Annotated in this window: 11 protein-coding genes; 6 read left to right on the plus strand and 5 right to left on the minus strand. The window is 34.2% G+C overall.

What is annotated here, in order from left to right; all coding sequences use genetic code 11:
• The first annotated feature begins 125 nt into the window (after positions 1-125).
• The gene (locus tag ACODST_RS19295; protein ID WP_488933720.1) at positions 126-1451 is read left to right on the plus strand and encodes a hypothetical protein; all 1326 of its coding nucleotides are present in this window, start codon (positions 126-128) and stop codon (positions 1449-1451) included.
• A gap of 64 nt (positions 1452-1515) precedes the next feature.
• Here ACODST_RS19295 and ACODST_RS19300 read toward each other — a convergent pair whose 3' ends face one another.
• From ACODST_RS19300 to ACODST_RS19310, 3 genes are all read right to left on the minus strand, one after another.
• Entirely contained in the window at positions 1516-2070 is a 555-nt protein-coding gene (locus tag ACODST_RS19300; protein ID WP_488933721.1) for a DUF5683 domain-containing protein, read from the minus strand.
• Between the two features lie 160 nt (positions 2071-2230).
• Complete coding sequence (gene mfd / locus ACODST_RS19305) at positions 2231-5596, minus strand: transcription-repair coupling factor (protein WP_488933722.1); 3366 nt, start codon at positions 5594-5596, stop codon at positions 2231-2233.
• Positions 5597-5612: 16 nt separating this feature from the next.
• Positions 5613-6212, minus strand: a complete 600-nt coding sequence (locus ACODST_RS19310) for a hypothetical protein (RefSeq protein WP_488933723.1) — start codon at positions 6210-6212, stop codon at positions 5613-5615.
• A gap of 283 nt (positions 6213-6495) precedes the next feature.
• Here ACODST_RS19310 and ACODST_RS19315 point away from each other — a divergent pair, with 283 nt between their 5' ends.
• Both ACODST_RS19315 and ACODST_RS19320 read left to right on the plus strand, forming a co-directional pair.
• Positions 6496-7434 carry an L-threonine 3-dehydrogenase gene (locus ACODST_RS19315; protein WP_488933724.1) on the plus strand — a complete coding sequence of 313 codons (939 nt, stop codon included), beginning with the start codon at positions 6496-6498 and terminating at the stop codon, positions 7432-7434.
• 174 nt (positions 7435-7608) lie between these two features.
• Positions 7609-8805, plus strand: a complete 1197-nt coding sequence (locus tag ACODST_RS19320; RefSeq protein WP_488933725.1) for a DUF418 domain-containing protein — start codon at positions 7609-7611, stop codon at positions 8803-8805.
• Between the two features lie 84 nt (positions 8806-8889).
• Here the strand turns inward: ACODST_RS19320 and ACODST_RS19325 are convergent, their stop codons facing one another.
• Both ACODST_RS19325 and ACODST_RS19330 read right to left on the minus strand, forming a co-directional pair.
• Positions 8890-10770, minus strand: coding sequence for a M1 family metallopeptidase (locus ACODST_RS19325; RefSeq protein ID WP_488933726.1), 1881 nt, complete (start codon positions 10768-10770; stop codon positions 8890-8892).
• A 63-nt stretch (positions 10771-10833) separates the two neighbouring features.
• Positions 10834-12468, minus strand: a complete 1635-nt coding sequence (locus ACODST_RS19330; protein WP_488933727.1) for a S8 family peptidase — start codon at positions 12466-12468, stop codon at positions 10834-10836.
• 384 nt (positions 12469-12852) lie between these two features.
• Between ACODST_RS19330 and ACODST_RS19335 the strand changes: the two genes are divergently transcribed.
• The 3 genes from ACODST_RS19335 to ACODST_RS19345 all read left to right on the plus strand — a co-directional run bounded on the left by ACODST_RS19335 (position 12853) and on the right by ACODST_RS19345 (position 20213).
• Positions 12853-16230, plus strand: coding sequence for a T9SS type A sorting domain-containing protein (locus ACODST_RS19335; protein WP_488933728.1), 3378 nt, complete (start codon positions 12853-12855; stop codon positions 16228-16230).
• Positions 16231-16233: 3 nt separating this feature from the next.
• Complete coding sequence (locus ACODST_RS19340) at positions 16234-16926, plus strand: glycoside hydrolase family 78 protein (RefSeq protein ID WP_488933729.1); 693 nt, start codon at positions 16234-16236, stop codon at positions 16924-16926.
• A 113-nt stretch (positions 16927-17039) separates the two neighbouring features.
• Positions 17040-20213 carry a T9SS type A sorting domain-containing protein gene (locus ACODST_RS19345; protein WP_488933730.1) on the plus strand — a complete coding sequence of 1058 codons (3174 nt, stop codon included), beginning with the start codon at positions 17040-17042 and terminating at the stop codon, positions 20211-20213.
• The last annotated feature ends 41 nt before the right edge of the window (positions 20214-20254 follow it).

Consider the following 20254-nt stretch of genomic DNA (forward strand, 5'->3'; position numbering starts at 1 on the left):
TTAAGGGCATATGACGTTTCATATGCCCTTCTTTTTTACATAAAAACAACCCGTAAATGAGGTTTCCCGTAAGGATTCGATCAAATAATTTCATTTTTTTGCGGAGAAATTAAATCCCTAAATCAATGAAAATAAAATTACTTTTAATTACTATCCTTTTAGGAGGACTATTTGCTTCCTGTTCCGGCGATGATTCCGGAGATAAAACCGAAACGCCTGTCACGCCTGTCGTAAAAGATCCTCTTCCTATTACTATAACAGCACTTTCCTCTGATTTTTTAATCAAAGGAGAGAATCTTGAAATTACAGGAACCAACTTTACCAATAAAGATTTTCCAACCAGAGTATTGATTAATGATGTTGACGTAACGGCTAAAGAAATTACCGAAACCAAAATCATTCTTCCTATTAATGACGATATAAAAGAAGGTGTAAATACCCTTAAGGTAATTGTCAAAAATGTTTATAGTGAACGTACTGATTTTTTTGTTATAAAAAAGGGATGGAACAAACTCAATGCTTTAGGCAATTCAGAAATTATGACTTCGGATGTGTTTGACGAAAACCATACTATATTTTCTTTAGTCAATACCTATGGAGATCTTGGTTTTTCCGGCAATCCAAAAAAACTGACTCCGAATGCTGCCGGTTTTAAAGCAGTAGAACTGGCTTCAAGCATGGCAAACTACGGACATTTTAGAATGTTAACGGATAAAACAGGTATTTTAACCCATACATCATCTGCTTTTTATTCTGACAATACATTCGAAACAAGACAGGAATATGCTATCGAATCAAAAGCATTTAGTCCTGCGATAAACGGATTAAGAGTGAGTTATTCAGACGGCAAAAGCAGCATTATCTCGACCGTTACCGGTGGCCAGCTTTATACTGCAGATAATGGTAAAACTATCGTTAAAAATGATCCTCCGGCCTGGACTGTAAGAAATTCTTTTTTCCGTGTAGCATTTGTATCCTTAGGAAAATCGACTTCTAATGACAAATTTTATCAGTTAGGGATCATGAATGATTATATGAAATATGGTTCCAATAACCAGCAAAATGTAATATTAGAATCTCCTACCGGATATAACAACTGGACTGTTATTGATACCATTTCTAAAGCCAATACAGATTTAAGTACTTATAAATTCAAAAATATTAATAAAGTCCTGGCTGTAAATCTAACCAGTAAAACATTAGTAGCGTCTACAGATATGTTAAAATCATGGAATGTTATCAAAGAAGACGTTAATGCCATTTTCCTGAGATCAGAAACACAATGGTACATTCAGTCTGGTGATAAAATATTATCTACTACTAATTCAGGTGCCAGCTGGGAATTAGAATTAGAACTGCCTGCAGGCTCAACAGTGAATCAAATTTCTTTCTCTAAAACAAAAATTATTATATCGGGGAAAAAAGGACTTCATTATCTAAAATTAGAATAATCTAACACTATTTATAAAACAAGAAAGGCGTATGATATTTTTATACGCCTTTCTTGTTTTAGTGTTAAAACGAATAATTCAGGGCAAACCCAAAATCATTCCTGAAGCTTATATCATTGTTGATTAAAGCAGGTTTAAAAGTCAGATTCTCGCTTACATTAAACTGTGATAAAGCGGCATCAATATTGACATCAATGATATTTAAAATATAAAATCCGGCTATAAACAATGCCGATAAATCCCTGTTTCTCTGATAGCCTTTCTGAGCCGTTAAGAGCTGGCTTTCTGTTAATCCTGCCAGATACTCAGAATCACTCGTTCTGCCTTCCAGCCTTCTTTTATATTCATCCCTGTAAACAGTATAACTTTTTTGATTGTCAATATACAAATAAGTACTAACGGCAATGGCACCATAAACCAAAGGAAGTTTCCAGTATTTCTGATTGTAAATTTGGCCCAAACCAGGCAATACAGCCGAATAAAATGCTGCTTTTGCCGGACGAAGCGGGTCAATAGTTTCTGATTTTAAGGAATCCCTGAAAACGATTTTGCCTTTTTCCTGAGCGAAAACTGAAGTTAATCCTAAAAATAAAAATAGAAGAATAAGCTGATTCTGCATATAAAGTTGTCTTTGAAAATTTGAATCAAAGAAAACTTTTTAGTTCTAAGATTTTTCTTAAGTAAAAGGTAAATAAAACTTAATTTTTTTAGCCGCGAATTCACGAATTTATTTTTAAAATCTGTATTTAAATAATTCGTGAATTCGTGGCTGTCTTTTTTTACTCCTCAAACAACTCCATCAGCTCCAACGCACGTTTTATCGACTTCACATTTTCAAAAGTCAATAATAAACGTAATCCGTTTACGGTTTGTTTTTCTTTCATTTTACAAAGCGTACTTTGTTTTTGAACAAAATTCAATACGTTTCTAAACTTAGACGATTGGTAATAATCTGACTGCTGGTCTGAAACGAAATAACCAATCATTTTGCCTTGTTTTAAGACCAGTTTTTCGATTCCCACTTTCGTTGCAATCCATTTGATACGAATACTGTTTAAAAGTGCAATGGCAGGTTTTGGCAATGGCCCAAAACGGTCTATTAGCTTTCTTTCGAATTCTTTTAAACCTGTTTCGTCTTTTATGGTACTCAGTTCGTTGTATAAAATCAAACGTTCTGAAACGTTATTGATATATTCATCCGGGAATAACAATTCAAAATCGGCATCGATCTGAATATCTTTTACGTATTCTTTCGTATCAATATCATTTTCTTCCGGATATAAATCTTTGAATTCGTTTTCCTTTAGTTCCTCGATGGCTTCATTCATGATTTTTTGGTAGGTATCAAAACCAATTTCATTAATGAAACCGCTTTGTTCGCCGCCCAATAAATCTCCTGCACCACGAATTTCAAGGTCTTTCATCGCAATGTTGAAACCGCTCCCCAATTCACTGAATTGTTCCAGCGCCTGAATACGTTTTCTGGCATCTTCGGTCATCGATGAATACGGCGGACAAATGAAATAACAGAATGCTTTTTTATTGCTTCGCCCTACCCGACCGCGCATTTGATGCAGGTCTGACAGTCCAAAATTATTGGCATTATTGATGAAAATCGTGTTAGCATTTGGAACGTCCAGTCCGCTTTCGATAATTGTGGTGGCAACTAAAACATCAAAATCTCCGTTCATGAAACCTAACATCAATTCTTCGAGTTTAGCGCCGTCCATTTGTCCGTGGCCCACTCCAACTCTTGCATTTGGAACGAGACGCTGAATCATTCCGGCAATTTCCTTTATATTTTCAATTCGGTTATTGATAAAGAAAACCTGTCCGTTTCTTTGAATTTCGTACGAAATCGCGTCACGAATAATCTCTTCATTAAACCCAACCACATTGGTTTCAATAGGATAACGATTGGGCGGAGGCGTTGTAATTACAGACAAATCGCGTGCTGCCATCAACGAAAACTGCAGTGTTCTCGGAATTGGTGTTGCGGTTAATGTCAGGGTATCAACATTAGCAGCGATGGTTTTCAATTTATCTTTTACGTTAACACCAAACTTTTGTTCCTCATCCACAATCAATAAACCTAAATCTTTAAAAACTACATTTTTATTGACTAATTGATGTGTTCCAATAACAATATCCAGTTTTCCTTCGGCTAAATCTTTTAACGTCTGTGTTTTTTGTTTTGCCGTTCTAAATCGGTTTAAATATCCAATAGAAACCGGCATATCTTTTAAACGCTCTGAAAAAGTTCTAAAATGCTGATACGCCAGGATTGTGGTCGGAACTAAAACAGCGACTTGTTTACTATTGTCAACCGCTTTAAAAGCAGCACGAATCGCAACTTCGGTTTTCCCAAAACCAACATCCCCGCAAACTAAACGATCCATTGGACGGTCGCTTTCCATATCGGCTTTCACTTCCTGAGTCGATTTCATTTGGTCTGGTGTATCTTCGTAGATAAACGAACTTTCTAATTCGTTTTGCAGATAACTGTCTGGCGCAAACTGAAATCCTTTTTCCAAACGGCGTTTCGCATACAACTGAATCAAGTTGAACGCAATATGTTTAACACGTGCTTTGGTTTTCTGTTTTAAAACCTTCCACGCATTCGAACCTAATTTGTAGATTTTAGGCGGTGCACCGTCTTTTCCGTTGTATTTCGAAATTTTATGAAGCGAATGAATACTTACATACACAATATCATTATCGGCATAAACCAGTTTAATAGCTTCCTGCGTTTTGCCTTCGACCTGAATTTTCTGCAATCCGCCAAATTTCCCGATTCCGTGGTCGATATGCGTTACATAATCGCCTACAGAAAGCGCTGTTAATTCTTTCAGCGTAATATTCTGTTTTTTAGAATAACCGTTTTTGATATTGAATCTATGATAACGCTCAAAAATCTGATGATCGGTATAAGCCGTTATCTGGTTTTCTTCATCAATAAAACCCTGATACAAAGGCAGTACAACGGTATTATATTGTTTGCGTATATTCTCTGAATTGGCTTCGTCCAACGATTCAAAAATATCGTGGAAACGTTTCGCCTGTGTTTCATTCGAACAGAACAAATAATTTTTGTATCCGTTAAAATGATTATCGCTCAGATTGTTCAGCAGTAAATCAAATTGTTTGTTGAAAGACGGCTGAGGCTGAATATGAAACTCGAATTTTTTTGTGGTTTTAAAAATAGGTTTTGAAGCCAGTTCTACAATCGAAAAATCCAAAGCTCGTTTAATAAATGCAGCCTGGTTCAGGAATAATTGTTCCGGCTCGGCATGTTTTATTTCTTTGGATAATTTCTCAAAAGCTTCTTCTGCCCTTGCAAATTGTTTGTCTAACTGACTAAAAAGTCCGTCGGTATTTTGGATGAAAAGAACCGTTTTTTCGGCAATATAATCCAGGAAACTTTCACGGTTTTCCTGAAATACTTTGTTTTCAACATTCGGAATAATCGTGATTTTTTTATGTGTTTCAACAGATAATTGCGTTTCTACATCAAAACTTCTGATGCTGTCTACTTCATTTCCAAAAAACTCAATTCGGTACGGATGATCGTTAGAAAAAGAAAATACATCCACAATTCCTCCGCGAACTGAAAATTCTCCGGGTTCTGTAATAAAATCAACTCTTTTAAATTCGTATTCAAATAAAACCTCGTTGATAAAATCAATCGAAATTTTGTCGTTTAAAGCAACTTTTAAAGTATTTTTATCTAACTGTTGACGTGTTACTACTTTTTCAAAAAGTGCCTCGGGATAGGTAACAATTACAGCTGGTTTTTTACGGGAATTGATTCGGTTTAAAACCTCAGCACGAAGCAAAACATTGGCATTGTCTGTTTCATCAACCTGATACGGACGACGAAAAGAGGCCGGATAAAACAACACGTCCTGCTCCCCGATCATTTGTTCTAAATCGTTTAAATAATAGGCCGCTTCTTCCTTGTTATCTAAAATAACTAAAAAAGGCAGCTCGGTTTTCTTAAAAACAGAACGGATTATAAACGAAACCGCAGATCCCAATAAACCATTAAGGTTCATTTTGATCTGATTTCCTTCCAGTAAACTTTTAGCAATCTGCTCTGCTTTTGGCAGATTGTCATAAATTGTATATAAGGCGTTTTTACTCAATTTTGATGGTTTTGATCTATTGTTGGATTGGAACCTGAGGTGCACCCGAATTCGGAATTGCACGTGTGGTGTCTAACATTTTGAGAAAATCAGCTTCTCCTTCTTCTTTTGGGATTTTGGCTTTTTCGACAATTTTGTCCATCTGCCTTTCCAGTGAAACCAGTTCTTTGTTGATTTCACTTATCAGGAAAGCTACTTTGTCATCCGGAATCTGATTTAAATGAATAAACAAATCCATCATTCTGACTTTTGTAATCAAAATAGAAATACGGCTTTTAATCTGCGGCTGATTGAACTGTGCCGGAATATTATCATTCAAAGCCATTGCTTTTTTTGAAATTGCGGTTGATTTTTTCTGAAAAGCCCCAATCGTTTTTCTCGGTTTATCGCCTATTTCTTTTAAGAAATCGCGCCATTCTGTCCAGTTTTTTACATTCTCTTCCGAAACTTCATTAATAGGCTCGTCTATAAAAATCCAGGCTTTATTGATGTTATTAAAGATTTTTTCTTTCTTCTTAGCTTCTTTTGCATTTTCGGCAAGACGCCTTTCATTCTCATTCTGACAGGAGTGCAGTGCAAAAATCAAAAGTAAAAACAGCGCTATTTTATATTTCATCTGATACAATGTTAGGGTGCAAAGTTACGAAGTAAATTTACAATTACGAATTCTGATTTTCAGTCTTCAAACCTTATTTTAACAGGTATTTTGCACTTCCTTACCTTCTTTGTTTTTTGTTTACAGAGTTCTTTTAAACAAGAATTCCGACAGACTCAAGCCTTTTCATTTAAAGAATACTCTAAAAATCAAACTTTATCTTTGTTGATTTCATAATTTAATGTTATAAAAATCGCTTTTATTTGCGAAAACGTTATATTTGCCAGACTAAAATCTAAACAAAATGAACCCAAAAATATTAATTATTGGTGCATGCGGCCAGATTGGGACTGAGCTGACCCAGAAACTGCGTAAATTATACGGAACCGAGAATGTGATTGCTTCCGATATTCGAAAATTAAATACTGATGTTGTTAATTCGGGTCCATTTGAAGTTATCAATGCTTTAGATTTTAATCAGATTGAGCATCTGGTTGAAGTTCATAAAATCACCGATGTTTATTTAATGGCCGCTCTTTTATCGGCTACGGCAGAAAAAAATCCTGCCTTTGCCTGGGATTTAAATATGAACTCGCTTTTTCATGTTTTAAATCTGGCTAAAGCCAAAAAAATCCAAAAGATTTTCTGGCCTTCCAGTATTGCTGTATTTGGACCTACAACCCCAAAAGAAAATACCCCTCAATATACCATTATGGAACCTTCAACGGTTTATGGAATCAGTAAACAGTCCGGCGAAAGATGGTGCGAATATTACCATAATGTATACGGTGTTGATGTTCGCAGTATTCGTTATCCGGGCCTCATCAGCTGGTCGACTCCTCCGGGCGGCGGAACTACCGATTATGCGGTTGATATTTTCTATAAAGCGATTGCCGATAAAAAATACGAATGCTTTTTGTCATCTGAAACCAAAATGCCAATGATGTATATGGATGATGCTATTGATGCCACTATAAATATCATGAAAGCACCTGCTGAGCAGATCAAAATACATTCTTCCTACAATCTGGCAGCAATGAGTTTTACGCCTACTGAAATTGCTGCTGAAATCAAGAAACATATTCCGGATTTTGAAATTACCTACAATCCGGATTTCCGCCAGAAAATTGCAGACAGCTGGCCGGCCAGCATCGACGATTCTTCTGCAAGAGAAGACTGGGGATGGAATCATAAATTTGATCTGGAATCGATGACTAAAGATATGCTGGAACATCTGGCGTAATTTTAAAACAATAAACTTTAAAGCGTGTTATTTAAAAATAACGCGCTTTTTTTATACATTTTATTTTTAAGAAAAACCTTTAATTGTATAATTTATCTACTTTTGATTCCGTTTAACAATAATCAAATTTATTCCAAAATCATCAATCAAAATCACATCAAAAACATCAATCAAATGACAAATTCTTATCATCCTGTCGAACAAAGCAGAAGAACTGCTATTGTCGACATACTTCGGGGCTGGGCTATACTGGGTGTAGCCATTGGCAATTATCTTGACTTTCTGTACATTGGTGTAGAAAAGGAAATGAAGTACGATACTTTTTCGGAAATACTTCAGGTTGTTAACCGCTATTTATTCTCGACAAAATCCTGGACGTTACTAACCCTTTTATTTGGCTATGGATTTGCCATTTTACTGAACAATGTAGCCTCTAAAGGAAAAAATCCCATTGCTTTTTTTGCGTGGCGAATGATTTTGCTCTTTATTTTAGCTTTTATTAATTCCTCTTTCTGGCTTGGCGACATCTTAAAGGATTATGCGTTTCTGGGGCTTGTATTACTGCTTTTTTACAGATGTTCTGCCAAAACCTTAGCTATTATTTCTGCTGTAATTGTACTCACAACGCCTTTTTTAATGGCTTATATCAATGGCCTGAAAATTGAACATCCGGCGATTGCAACTAATCCTGAGTACTTAAAATTATACCATTCCGGAAACTGGATTGATTTTTTCAGGTTTAACCTCCTTGCTTCATTTTACGAGCAGATTATTGTTCCGGGTTATGCCATTACGGCTCATTATGTAATGCTGGGTTGTATGCTTTTTGGATTTCTGCTTCAAAAACTAAACTTCTTTGATCGTTTGACAAACTTCAAAAAACTCCTAAAACATCTCTGCATTATTAGTCTGGTTTGCACAATGGTTATCGGACTCATATTTAATATTGCGATCATTTATAAAGCAGCATTTCTAAAAGTTTTCCATCCGCTGTACTGGCTCGTTCTAAGTACGATGATTTTTATATCGACCGGAATCTGTCTGCTCTATAATAATGGTAAATTAAAAACCGTTTTCGGCTATTTTAGTGCAGGCGGAAAAATGACATTAACCAATTATATGAGTCAAAATGTATTGGCAGCCCTTGTTTTTTCAGGAGTTGGACTTGGAATTGCAGATTCAATGCCGTATTGGTTTTATTTTATTTTCGCCATTTTTGTATTTATCATTCAGTTATTTATAAGCAAATGGTGGCTTTCAAAATACAACTACGGTCCTGTTGAATGGTTATGGAGATCTGCGAGTTACCGTGAATGGGTTCCTTTAAAAAAAAGACAGGCGATAGTCACTGCTGATATAAAAACAATATAACTTTTATAATTTTGGAATAAATTTGAAAAATAAAAAAGCCCTTAAAATTCAATTAAGGGCTTTTTCAATTCTATATTTTAGTATTTACTTCACTTCAAAAACATTGTTGGCTTGTTTCACATCAGCCATTAATCCGCTTGGATCGATAGTGATTTTTTTGATTGCCGTTTTGTTTTTGTCAATCGTAAAACTGTAGTTTTGCTGCGCCCAAGCCCAATCAGCCAAAACTGTTCTTTTTTCGTTTGGATTTGGATTCGCTTTTATGAAATTCATCATCCTTAAAGGGATATAGAATGTTTCAGAAGTTCCGTCAGTGTAATCCACTTTTAAATCAATCGGCATTGGCATTCTTCCAATTCTTTCTAAAGAAATGGTTGTTTTTCCTGCATTGTCAGCAACATCTTTGATACCGTAATCAATTGTATTGGTGGTTTGTGCCCAGTCTGTTAAATACCAGTCTAACTCCGCTCCCGAAACTCTTTCAGCAGTTCTTTTAATATCGTTTGGAGTTGGATGTTTGAATTTAAAATCATTGAAATATCTTTTTAAAGTGGCGTCTACATTTTCTTTTCCAATAACATATTCTAACTGTGAAAGGAAAATACTTCCTTTTATGTAAGACGAAATACTATACGGACGGTTTTCATCATAACGATCTCCATGAGTAGTCTGCGCCTGTTCTTTACCGGAATTTACTAAACTGTAATAAGCATTGTAATTTCCTTTAAACGGATTCACTTCTTTTTTATCTCCTTTTAGTTCATTTAAAGCACTGTCTTCGATATACGTTGTAAAACCTTCATCCATCCAGGGGTGTTTTGATTCGTTTGAAGCTAAAATATGCTGGAACCAGGAGTGTCCTAATTCGTGTGTTGCTGTTCCCAAAATTCCTTCAAGAGTTCCGTTTCCTAACATTAAAGTACACATTGCATACTCCATTCCGCCATCACCGCCCTGAATAAAGGAGTATTGCTTGTACGGATATTGTCCCACTCTATTGTTATAATAATCCATAACTTTTACCATTAAAGGCTCCAGCTGTTTCCAGTTTTCTGCCACTTTTGGCGTGTTTTTGTAAAAGAAATGCAAATCGACATCGTTTGGTCCTTTTACAATATCATGTGCATAATCTTTGTCTGCTGCCCATGTAAAATCGTGAACATTTGGTGCAATAAAATGCCAGGTAAGTGTTTTTGCTTTTTTAGGATAAACCACCGTTACACCTGCATCTTCATAACCATGTCCGATTGCATTTTTATCCTGCAGGTATCCTGAACCTCCAACTGTATATTCTTTGTCGATTGTAATTTTTACGTCAAAATTACCCCAGACACCGTGAAATTCTCTTGCAATATATGGATCAGCGTGCCATCCTTCGAAATCAAATTCGGCTAATTTTGGATACCACTGTGACATCGAAAGTTCAATTCCTTCGCTGTTGTTTCTTCCTGAACGACGAATTTGTACCGGAACCTGTCCTTCAAAATCTAAAGTAAAAGTCGTTTTTGAATTAGGCAGGATTGGTTTTGCCAGCGTAACTTCTAAAACAGTATTTGAAACTCTGGTCTGAGCTGAAACACCATCTTGTTTAAAGTTAGTAACTTTCAAAAATCCAATTTCGTTTGGTTTCAAAGTTTCAATCCGGCTTTGTTTTACTTCTTTTCCATCAGCAGTTTTCACTTTATTGACCATTCTTCCGTCAGGATCTTTAATAAAATGCAAACGGGCATCCATTTCACTTCCCGGCTGGAAAGCATTTGGGTACAAATGGTAAAATACTTTTTTTAAAGTATCAGGAGAATTATTGGTATAAACCAATTCCTGTTTCCCTTTATACTGATAGTTTTTTACATCCATCGCAACCTCCATTTTATAGTCGGCATGCTGCTGCCAGTAAGGCGCATTTTGTGCAAAAGCGGAGTTTAACCCCAGGCTTAGGAAAGAAAGTAAAATAATTTTTCGCATAATTCTTGTAATAAAAATGGAAGAGCTGCCACTCTTCCATTGGATTAGTAATCTAAATATTTCTTATTTCTTCGACATTTTCTCTGCCATTAACAAAGCATTATAAGCATTGATCATTTTGGCTGTTTTAGAAGATTCTGCAGAAGAAACCGGCACAGGCTGTTCCTGCGGATTCTCGCTCTTTCCTAAAACTACCTTTGAAGGAAGCGCCACTCCGGAGTCCATTAAAATCTTTTTAACCTGAGCTGCTTTTAATTTTGGATAGTACGAACGAATAAGTACCGCAACACCAGCCGCATTTGGAGACGCCATAGAAGTTCCCTGTAAATATTTGTATTTATTGTTTGGAACTGTTGCGTAAATTTCTTCACCCGGAGCAAAAACGTCTACGTTTATTTTTCCAAAATTCGAAAATGATGCTACAACATTCTCTCCGTATTGTTTATTGATGGCTCCAATTGTGATTACGTTGTCTGCAAATTCTTTAACGTTATCCTCAGCATCATTTGGGTAATTGATGTTTTTGGTCTCATCAATATTGTATCCGTCATTTCCTGCTGCGTGAACAATCAGTACATCTTTTTTTGCAGCATATTTAATAGCATCGTATACCCACTGTTTGTGCGGAGAGAAGCTTTTTCCGAAACTTCCGTTAATTACTTTAGCCCCGTTATCAACCGCATAACGAATAGCCAGAGCAATATCTTTATCGTACTCATCTCCGTCAGGAACCGCTCTTACCGTTAAGATTTCAACATTTTCAGCTACTCCGTCTCCTCCTAAATTATTTCCTCTGATCTGAGCAATAATTCCGGCAACGTGAGTTCCGTGAAGGGCTTTTTCTTTGTCCGGACCAAAAACGACATTATTTCCGTAACGGGTGTTCTTGATGTCTTCAGGATTATCTCCTACGATTTTTCTACCGTCAAACTCTTTATTTAAATTGTAATTTAACTGATCGTAAACCTGCTCTCTGTATTCTTCAAAATCTGCTTCCGGATCAAAAGTTGGTCCTGCATTGGTGAAGATTTGCGTCATGATCGCTTTAGATTTTGCGACTTTAGGATCTGTAGAAGTTACAGCACTTAAATCTTCAATTTTATAGGTTGTTTTGTTAAGTTCTTTTTTGATTGTATTGTGAACATCCAGTAAAAAATCTACCTGCTGTTTGTCCTGTAAAGCCTCTTCGTATTTTGCTGTATATTCTGCCAGAGCTTGTTTATACTGAGCCGATCCATCGTCTCCTTTTTTAACAATACGGGTCATTTCAAGATTTTCATGAACCGCATCGCCAAGGAAGTTCCATCCGTTTACGTCATCGATATATCCGTTTTTATCATCATCGATTCCGTTACCCGGAATTTCTTTTGGGTTCGTCCAGATTTTTCCTTTTAAGTCTTCATGCTCGATATCGACACCAGAATCTACAATTCCTACGATAACCTTCTGACCTGTTTTCCCTTGCAGTAATTCAGCGTAAGCTTTATCAACACTCATTCCGGGAATCGAATCTTTAATTAGATCCAGATGACTCCATCTTTTCAATTCATTTTCGCTAACCGGCGCTTTTTTTACCACCGTCAAAGGAGCTTTAACAAACTCTTTTGATGTTGAAACCTGTGCCTGTATAGTTGCACTGCAGCCTGCTAAAACAAGTAATGCAAAAGCAGATAATTTAATAGGTTTTATGTAACTCATGTATCTATAATATATTGTAAAGTTAAAAGATGGGTCTAAATTATGCTTTTTTGTTACAAAAAACTAACTGTTAACAATGTGTTATGAAATTTCGATTAAAATTATCCCTTTTCACAACGCAATCAATCTTTTATAAATCAAATTATTACAGCTGTTTTTCATAAAAAAACGACTTTTCATCATACCTTTTTAATCTTAAATACGAGTATCAGTAAAAAAAACATACATCTCACAAATCTGGTTATCAGAGTAATCTGAACATTCTTTTTATTTGTTTGAAATACGGTAAAATTCAACAAAAAAATTACACTGCTTTACGTTTTCCCGTAAGGATTTTAAAATTGTAAACCGTACACTTGCGTTACTGAACTTCAAATACACTCTATGAAAACAAAACTACTTTTATTGCTTTTACTGGCAAATTTTTCTATTTATGCACAAACCAACTTAGTACCAAACGGCAGTTTCGAGATCTGGTCTTCTTCATCACAGCCTGATAACTGGTACCGTTATTTCAGCGGTTATATTTCGCAAAGTTCAACGGCTCAGAATGGCTCTTCCAGCACCAATATGATGATTGCGAGCGGAACATTCAATTATATTAACAGTGAATACTTTGCTGTTGAGGCCAATAAAACCTATCGTGTTACTTTATATCACAAAACGGTAAAAGGAACTTTCTCCTCAGTTGATTTAAGTCTGTATCATAAGCCAGGTACTTTTAAAGCAGAAATAATCAAAAAATCAGATGTTACTTTTTCTACTACGGAATGGAGAAAAATTGAATTTGATTATACATCAACGGTAAGCGAAAATATAGAAGTGGATATCTGGACTACAGGATCTCTTAATTCTGAAATCCTGATTGATAATGTTTCGGTTATAGATATTAACGAAGCTCCTGCACAGTACACTAAAATTCCGGACATTAATTTTGAAAAAGCTTTAATTTCATTAGGTATAGATAGCGGTTCACCTGACGGTCAGGTTCTGACTTCACGAATAGCAGATGTAAAAAATTTGGATGTCAGCAGAAAAGATATTTCTGATCTTACAGGAATACAAGGCTTTACAAATTTACAAATCTTAAATTGCAACGTTAATAAATTAACATCGCTTGATCTTACTAAAAATACTGCCTTAACAGATCTAAATTGTTACTCAAATCAATTAGCAGCAGTTGATATTTCTAAGAATACTAATTTGAAAATTTTGAATTTATCAGAAAATCAACTAAGCAATGTAGATTTATCAGGTAATTCAAAATTAGAGTTCGCAGGCATTAGTACTAATAAATTTACAAATATCGATTTATCTCATAATGCTGCTATAACCTATTTATCAGTTACCAATAACCAACTTTCAAATTTAGACCTTTCTAAAAACATCCTTTTGGAACAGCTGTTTTGCTCTGAAAACCAAATAACAAGTTTGAACCTGTCTCAAAATACAGCTTTGACAACTATTTATTGCACAAAAAACAAACTCTCCTCACTTGATACCTCTAAGAATATTCTTTTACAATCATTGCGTTGTGAAACAAATAACTTAGTCGATTTAGATGTATCTAAAAATCCACTGTTATGGGAATTAATCTGTACAGATAATACTTTACAAACATTAAATATCTCAAACAATCCTAATATTACTTTTTTATGGTGCCAAAGAAATAAATTAACAAATCTTGATGCTTCTAAAGTTACCCGTTTGGAATATTTTATCTGCATGAACAATAATCTGGAAAACCTGGTAATTCCCGAAAGTAATAAATTAATCTTTCTGGATTGTTCTACAAATAATCTTCCATCTGTTGATGTTTCTCATAATCCCGCTCTTAAGTCTTTATCTGTCAGCACTAATAATAAAATAACAACATTAGATACTTCTAAAAATCCTTCTTTATCTTATTTAAACTTTAGTTCCACCGCAATTTCATCTATTGATTTAAGCAATAATCCGGATCTCAATGAAATCCGGGTCACTTATACACCTTTACTTACGTTAGATCTCTCTAAAAACAAAAATCTAACAACGGTAACATGTTATAATAATGATAAATTAAAAAACATCAATCTAAAAAATGAGAATAACGTAAATTTAATAACCTCAAATTTGACGTTTTCTTCAAATAGAAGCCTGGAATGTATACAAGTAGATGACGCGGATTATTCTAACACAAACTGGTCTGAAATTAAAGACAATACTGCAGCGTATAGTACAGATTGCAGTACTTTAACCTATACCTTGATTCCCGATAGTAAATTTGAAGACAGATTAATATTATCAGGCGTTGATACAGATGGAAAAAACGGTAAAATTTTAACTTCAAGAATTGCAAACCTAACTTCACTAAATGTTTCAAATTCTGAGATAACAGACTTAACCGGAATTCAGGATTTTTCATCATTAAAAACTTTATCGGTCAGAGGAAATAAGATTTCATCAATTGATGTTTCTAAAAATGCTTCACTGACAAGTTTAGATATTAGTTCAACTCAAATTACCACTTTAGACATTAGTCAGAATAAAGCCCTGATATCGTTAAGCGCAAATAATAATGGTTTAACAAATCTAGATCTTTCTGAAAATATAAATTTAACTTCTCTAAACGTTGGTTTTAATAAATTAAATTCCGTTGACATTTCGAAAAACATAAAATTAACCGATTTATCAGCTAACTATAATAATTTCATAAGTCTGGATATTTCTAAAAATACAGCATTAACAACATTAGATTTGCAATATAATGAAATAACGGCTCTGGATGTTTCTAAAAATGTATTGCTAAAAAACCTGACTATTTCTCAGAATAAACTTAAAGAGCTGGATTTATCACAAAATCAAGCTTTGACCAATTTAATGCTGAATAATAATCAGTTAATAAGCCTAAATTTAAAAAATGGCAGCAATGCATTACTAACAGCTTCCAATATTTCTTTTACTGCAAACCCAAAATTATACTGCATTCTTGTTGATGATGTAAATTATGCCAACACAAACTGGTCCAACAGAAAAGATGCAAAAGCATCTTTTAACACTGAATGTACAGGAGAGTTAACATTACCTTCGGACAATTTCACAGTGGAAACCAAGGGGGAATCCTGTACAGGCGAAAATAATGGAGAAATAAACATTACAGCAAAAGAATCATTTGCATACTCAGCAAATATAAATGGAAACGTTACTGAATTTACCAATAATAATCTAAAAGTAACAGCACTTGCACCAGGAAATTATACGGTTACCATTACAATTCCTGGTGAAATATTTGAACAAAGCTATACGATTACAATTCAAAAAGGAGCAGCAGTTACCGGAAAATCTAGTGTCGCTTCTAAAAAAGTAGAAGTTGAAATCACAGAAGGAACCGCTCCTTTTACCGTATTTATTGACGGTACTGAACAATTTCAAACTACTGACAAAAATTTCAGTATAGAACTTGATAAAACGGGATTAGTTGAAGTAATAACTGCAAAAGCATGTGAAGGTGTTTTTGCCAAAAAAGTTACATCTGCAGAATTAGGTACTACCCTTTCAGCTTATCCAAATCCTGCTTCCGGCACTATTGAAATCGAAATTCCAAGTAATAAAAATGAAGTTACCATAGAGTTATACAATTTTGGAGGTCAATTAGTCTCTCTCGGAAAATACAATATTGAAAGCGGCAGAGTCATTTTAAATCTCGAAAATCTCTCTTCAGGAATCTACGCAGCCAAAATCTATTTAGAAACTCCGGAATATATTAAAATCATAAAAAAATAATAAATGAAAAATTTTATATACTTATCAATTATTACTTTAATTTTTACAGCCTGCGGCAGCGGCGGAGATGATTCTGAACCTGCCGTAATCGTTAATACAGCACCAACCGTTCCTGTACTAACCCTGCCTGCTGACAATAAATTATGTTTAAACAATACCGTTACCTTTCAATGGAATGCATCAACAGACGCTCAAAGGGATGCTGTTATTTATCAAATTCAAATTGCAAAGGACAACGCCTTTAGCCAAATTGTAAAAACACTCGACAATTCGTCGCTTTCAACTATTGTATTACTAGAAGAAAATACAGCTTATTATTGGAGGGTAAAGGCTTCTGACGGTAAAGGCCTGTCAAGTGATTATACAAAAACTTTTAAATTTTATACCGCGGGTACAGCTGTAGTCAATCACCTGCCTTTTGCTCCAGAATTGATTGAGCCATCAATAAATACAACTTTAAACACCACCTCAGCTTCTCTAAAGTGGAAAGCTGCAGATGTTGACTCCGATGTTTTAACTTATGATGTATATTTTGGATCAACAAATCCTCCAACAGTTAAAGCGGCCGAAAATGTAAGTGACACTTCATTTGATGTTCCTCTTGAAGCTTCAAAGCAATATTATTGGAAAATTGTTGTAAAAGACAACAATGGAGGAGAAACTGTTGGTCAGGTTTGGAAATTTAAAACGGAGTAATCGTTAAAACAATCTGTTAAACCAAAAAATTCCGTTTTCGGAATATTGAAAACGAGATATATTTTTTACAGCCTAAAACTTATTTTCCAAACAAAAAAACACAAGTATACTCTATGAAAACAAAACTACTTTTATTGCTTTTACTGGCAAATTTTTCCATTTATGCACAAACGAATTTAGTACCAAATGGCGGATTCGAAAAATGGACAAACGCCGCTTCATTGTCCGATTGGACGACTCAAAATAATGTTACTCAAAATACTGCAGAATATTGGGAAGGATTTAACAGCGCTAGGCTATCTTTTACAAATAGTGCCTTGATTCCGAAAATTACATCACAAGTTCCTCTAAATGCTGGAGTTACCTATGTCGTCAAATTTAAATACAAATATTTAAGCAGCAATTATAACAGCTCGCACCCAATTGTATTAAACATTAACAAAAATGGGAGTTCAACAACCCTTTCCAGTAGTTATTTTGCTACAGACAACAACTGGACAACAGTTGAAACGACTTTTATACCAGATCAAAATCTATCTTATGATTTGAGTATTTCTTTAAATACTCTCGACAATATCGGGTTTACTGCCACTATAGATTATGTACAGATCTATGCTAAAGGAACCGAGCAGTATACTCTTATTCCAGATTTGAGTTTTGAAAAAAACCTGATTGCTCTTGGTCACGACTCTGGCCCAACAGACGGAAAAGTGCTGACAGCTAATATTTCTACATTAACTTCTTTAAACATTACTACTAATAGTAATGGGATTGGTTTAGTTAAAGATTTGACGGGAATCCAAGATTTCACAGCATTAACATTACTAAATTGTCAAGGCCAGCAGTTGACAACTTTAAATCTGACTAAAAATAGTGCTTTAGTTACTTTAAATTGCCAGAACAACTTGCTGACCAACCTTGACATTTCTAAAAACTCAGCTTTGACTACTGTTATTTGTAATAATAATAGCCTAACCAATCTTGATGTTTCTGAAAAATTAGCCCTGACCAATTTACAATGTGCCTCTAATAAATTAACAAGTCTGGATGTTTCAAAAAATACTGCCTTAATCACGCTGCTTTGCGACAAGAACTCACTAACAAGTCTGGATATTTCAAAAAACATAGCTTTAGTCACTTTAGATTGTTCAGCGAATTTACTAACAAGTCTGGATGCTTCAAAAAACATAGCTTTGACATCTTTATATTGTACAGACAACTCCCTGACAAGTTTAAATGTAAAAAATGGAAATAATAAAGCTTTTTACTCGAATGCTATTCTTCATTTAAATTTTTCTGGAAATAAAGATTTGAAATGTATCACTGTAGATGACATAGTCTATTCAAATAAAAATTGGACGGGAAACAAAGAATCTGGGGCTACTTATGCCTTAGCTTGTGATGGGAAGTACACTGCTATTCCTGATACAAGATTTCGACTAGAACTAATAAATCTCGGACTAGATTCAGGTTATTTTTCTGGAAAAGTACCAACAGCAAACATTTCTTCCCTGAAAACTCTTGATTTATCTTCTAAAAATATCACAGATCTTACAGGAATTGAGGATTTTACTGAATTAACTTCCTTAAATTGTAGTTTTAATAAGTTGTCTTCAATAGATATTTCAAAAAATATTGCTTTAACGACATTAAATTGTTCAGCTAATAATACAATGGATTTTCTTGATGTTTCTAAGAATATTAATTTAAAAATTCTATATTGCGGTGGCCTAAATATAAGAGATTTAAACCTAACAAATAATTTGAAGCTGACTGAACTAAGCTGTAGTTATAATGCTTTGACTAATTTAGAAATTCCTCATAATCCTGATTTTACTTATCTTAATTGTTCTAATAACCGATTGCCACAGATAGATGTTTCGAAGAATACTAAATTGACTTACTTTGATTGCTCCAATAATAAGTTATTGAATCTCGATGTTTCAAATAATGGTTCTCTAACTACTTTTTATTGCAACTCTAACAATCTGTTTAACCTGAATGTAAAAAATGGTAATAACCTTAGATTGAGCAAACGTAACTTTATCGACAATCCAAATTTGACATGCATTAATGTTGACGCTTTCAGCACTTCGAGTTGGGGTCCTAGTAAAGATCCAAAAGCTTTTTACAACTCAAACTGCAGTGGTGAAAATATTCCTTATACTCTTATCCCTGATCCAGCTTTTGAGCAAAAATTGATAGATATAGGACTTGATACTGATGGTAAAAATGGAAAAGTAATTACAACCAATATAGCTTCACTAAAATCATTAGATGTGTCTTCCAGCAATATTACAAATTTAACAGGAATTGCAGACTTTACATCTTTAACATACTTAGACTGCGGTTCAAATAAAATCTCCAATATTGATTTAACGGAAAATACTGTTTTAACTACTTTGTTTTGTCCCAAAAATGATCTGGAAAGTTTGAGTCTTTACAAAAATACATTTTTGACTTATTTAGATTGCAACACAAATCGATTAAAAGGACTCAGTTTATATTACAATACAGCGTTAACTCATTTAAATTCAAGCAACAATTATCTTACGAATCTAAGTGTATTTAATAACACCGCCTTAACAAATTTAAATTGTTCTTATAATAAATTGACAACTTTAGAAATAGACAATCTAGCTTTAAATACTTTTGACTGTAATAACAATTTACTGCGTACTTTAAATGTGGCTAAAAACCCGGCCTTAGTGACTTTTATTTGCAATAATAATAAACTAGAAACCTTAAGAGTGACTAACAACGTGGCCTTAGAGACTTTTATTTGTAACGATAATAAAATAGGATCTTTAGATGTAACTAAAAATGTTATGTTAAATAAATTTGATTGTTCATCTAATAATTTGTGGTATTTGAATTTGAAAAATGGAAATAACAAAAATTTTGATCTGACTTATTCTAATTTTACAAACAATTCCCTTACTTGTATTAATGTCGACGATGAAAATTATTCAAATGCAAATTGGGCAGAAAAAAAAGACGCAGCAGCTGTATATTCATCCGATTGTTCTACTTTAGGAGTTGAAGATTCAGTATTTTCTAAAACAGTAATATATCCAAACCCAACAAAAGGAGAAATAAACATTACCAATGTGACTTTAGAAAAAGCGACTGTTTACAACTCGTTAGGACAATTAGTAAGATCCTTTACATTAAATTCATCAAATACAGATAACACCATCAATTTATCTGGTTTGCCAAAAGGAGTTTATTACCTATACTTAATTAATGGAGATGCCGCTTCTGCGAAAAAAATAATTGTTGAATAATTATAATTTGTTAAACTAAAAATACCGTTTTCATTAAGTTG

Source organism: Flavobacterium sp. FG19, assembly GCF_057809475.1.

What these genes read in the sequence shown, in the direction of transcription:
- ACODST_RS19295 (WP_488933720.1), top strand. Translation starts at nt 126, where the DNA reads ATGAAAATAAAATTACTTTTAATTACTATCCTTTTAGGAGGACTATTT.
- ACODST_RS19340 (WP_488933729.1), top strand. Translation starts at nt 16,234, where the DNA reads ATGAAAAATTTTATATACTTATCAATTATTACTTTAATTTTTACAGCC.
- ACODST_RS19330 (WP_488933727.1), bottom strand. Translation starts at nt 12,468, where the DNA reads ATGAGTTACATAAAACCTATTAAATTATCTGCTTTTGCATTACTTGTT.
- ACODST_RS19310 (WP_488933723.1), bottom strand. Translation starts at nt 6,212, where the DNA reads ATGAAATATAAAATAGCGCTGTTTTTACTTTTGATTTTTGCACTGCAC.
- ACODST_RS19345 (WP_488933730.1), top strand. Translation starts at nt 17,040, where the DNA reads ATGAAAACAAAACTACTTTTATTGCTTTTACTGGCAAATTTTTCCATT.
- ACODST_RS19320 (WP_488933725.1), top strand. Translation starts at nt 7,609, where the DNA reads ATGACAAATTCTTATCATCCTGTCGAACAAAGCAGAAGAACTGCTATT.
- ACODST_RS19335 (WP_488933728.1), top strand. Translation starts at nt 12,853, where the DNA reads ATGAAAACAAAACTACTTTTATTGCTTTTACTGGCAAATTTTTCTATT.
- ACODST_RS19300 (WP_488933721.1), bottom strand. Translation starts at nt 2,070, where the DNA reads ATGCAGAATCAGCTTATTCTTCTATTTTTATTTTTAGGATTAACTTCA.
- ACODST_RS19315 (WP_488933724.1), top strand. Translation starts at nt 6,496, where the DNA reads ATGAACCCAAAAATATTAATTATTGGTGCATGCGGCCAGATTGGGACT.
- ACODST_RS19325 (WP_488933726.1), bottom strand. Translation starts at nt 10,770, where the DNA reads ATGCGAAAAATTATTTTACTTTCTTTCCTAAGCCTGGGGTTAAACTCC.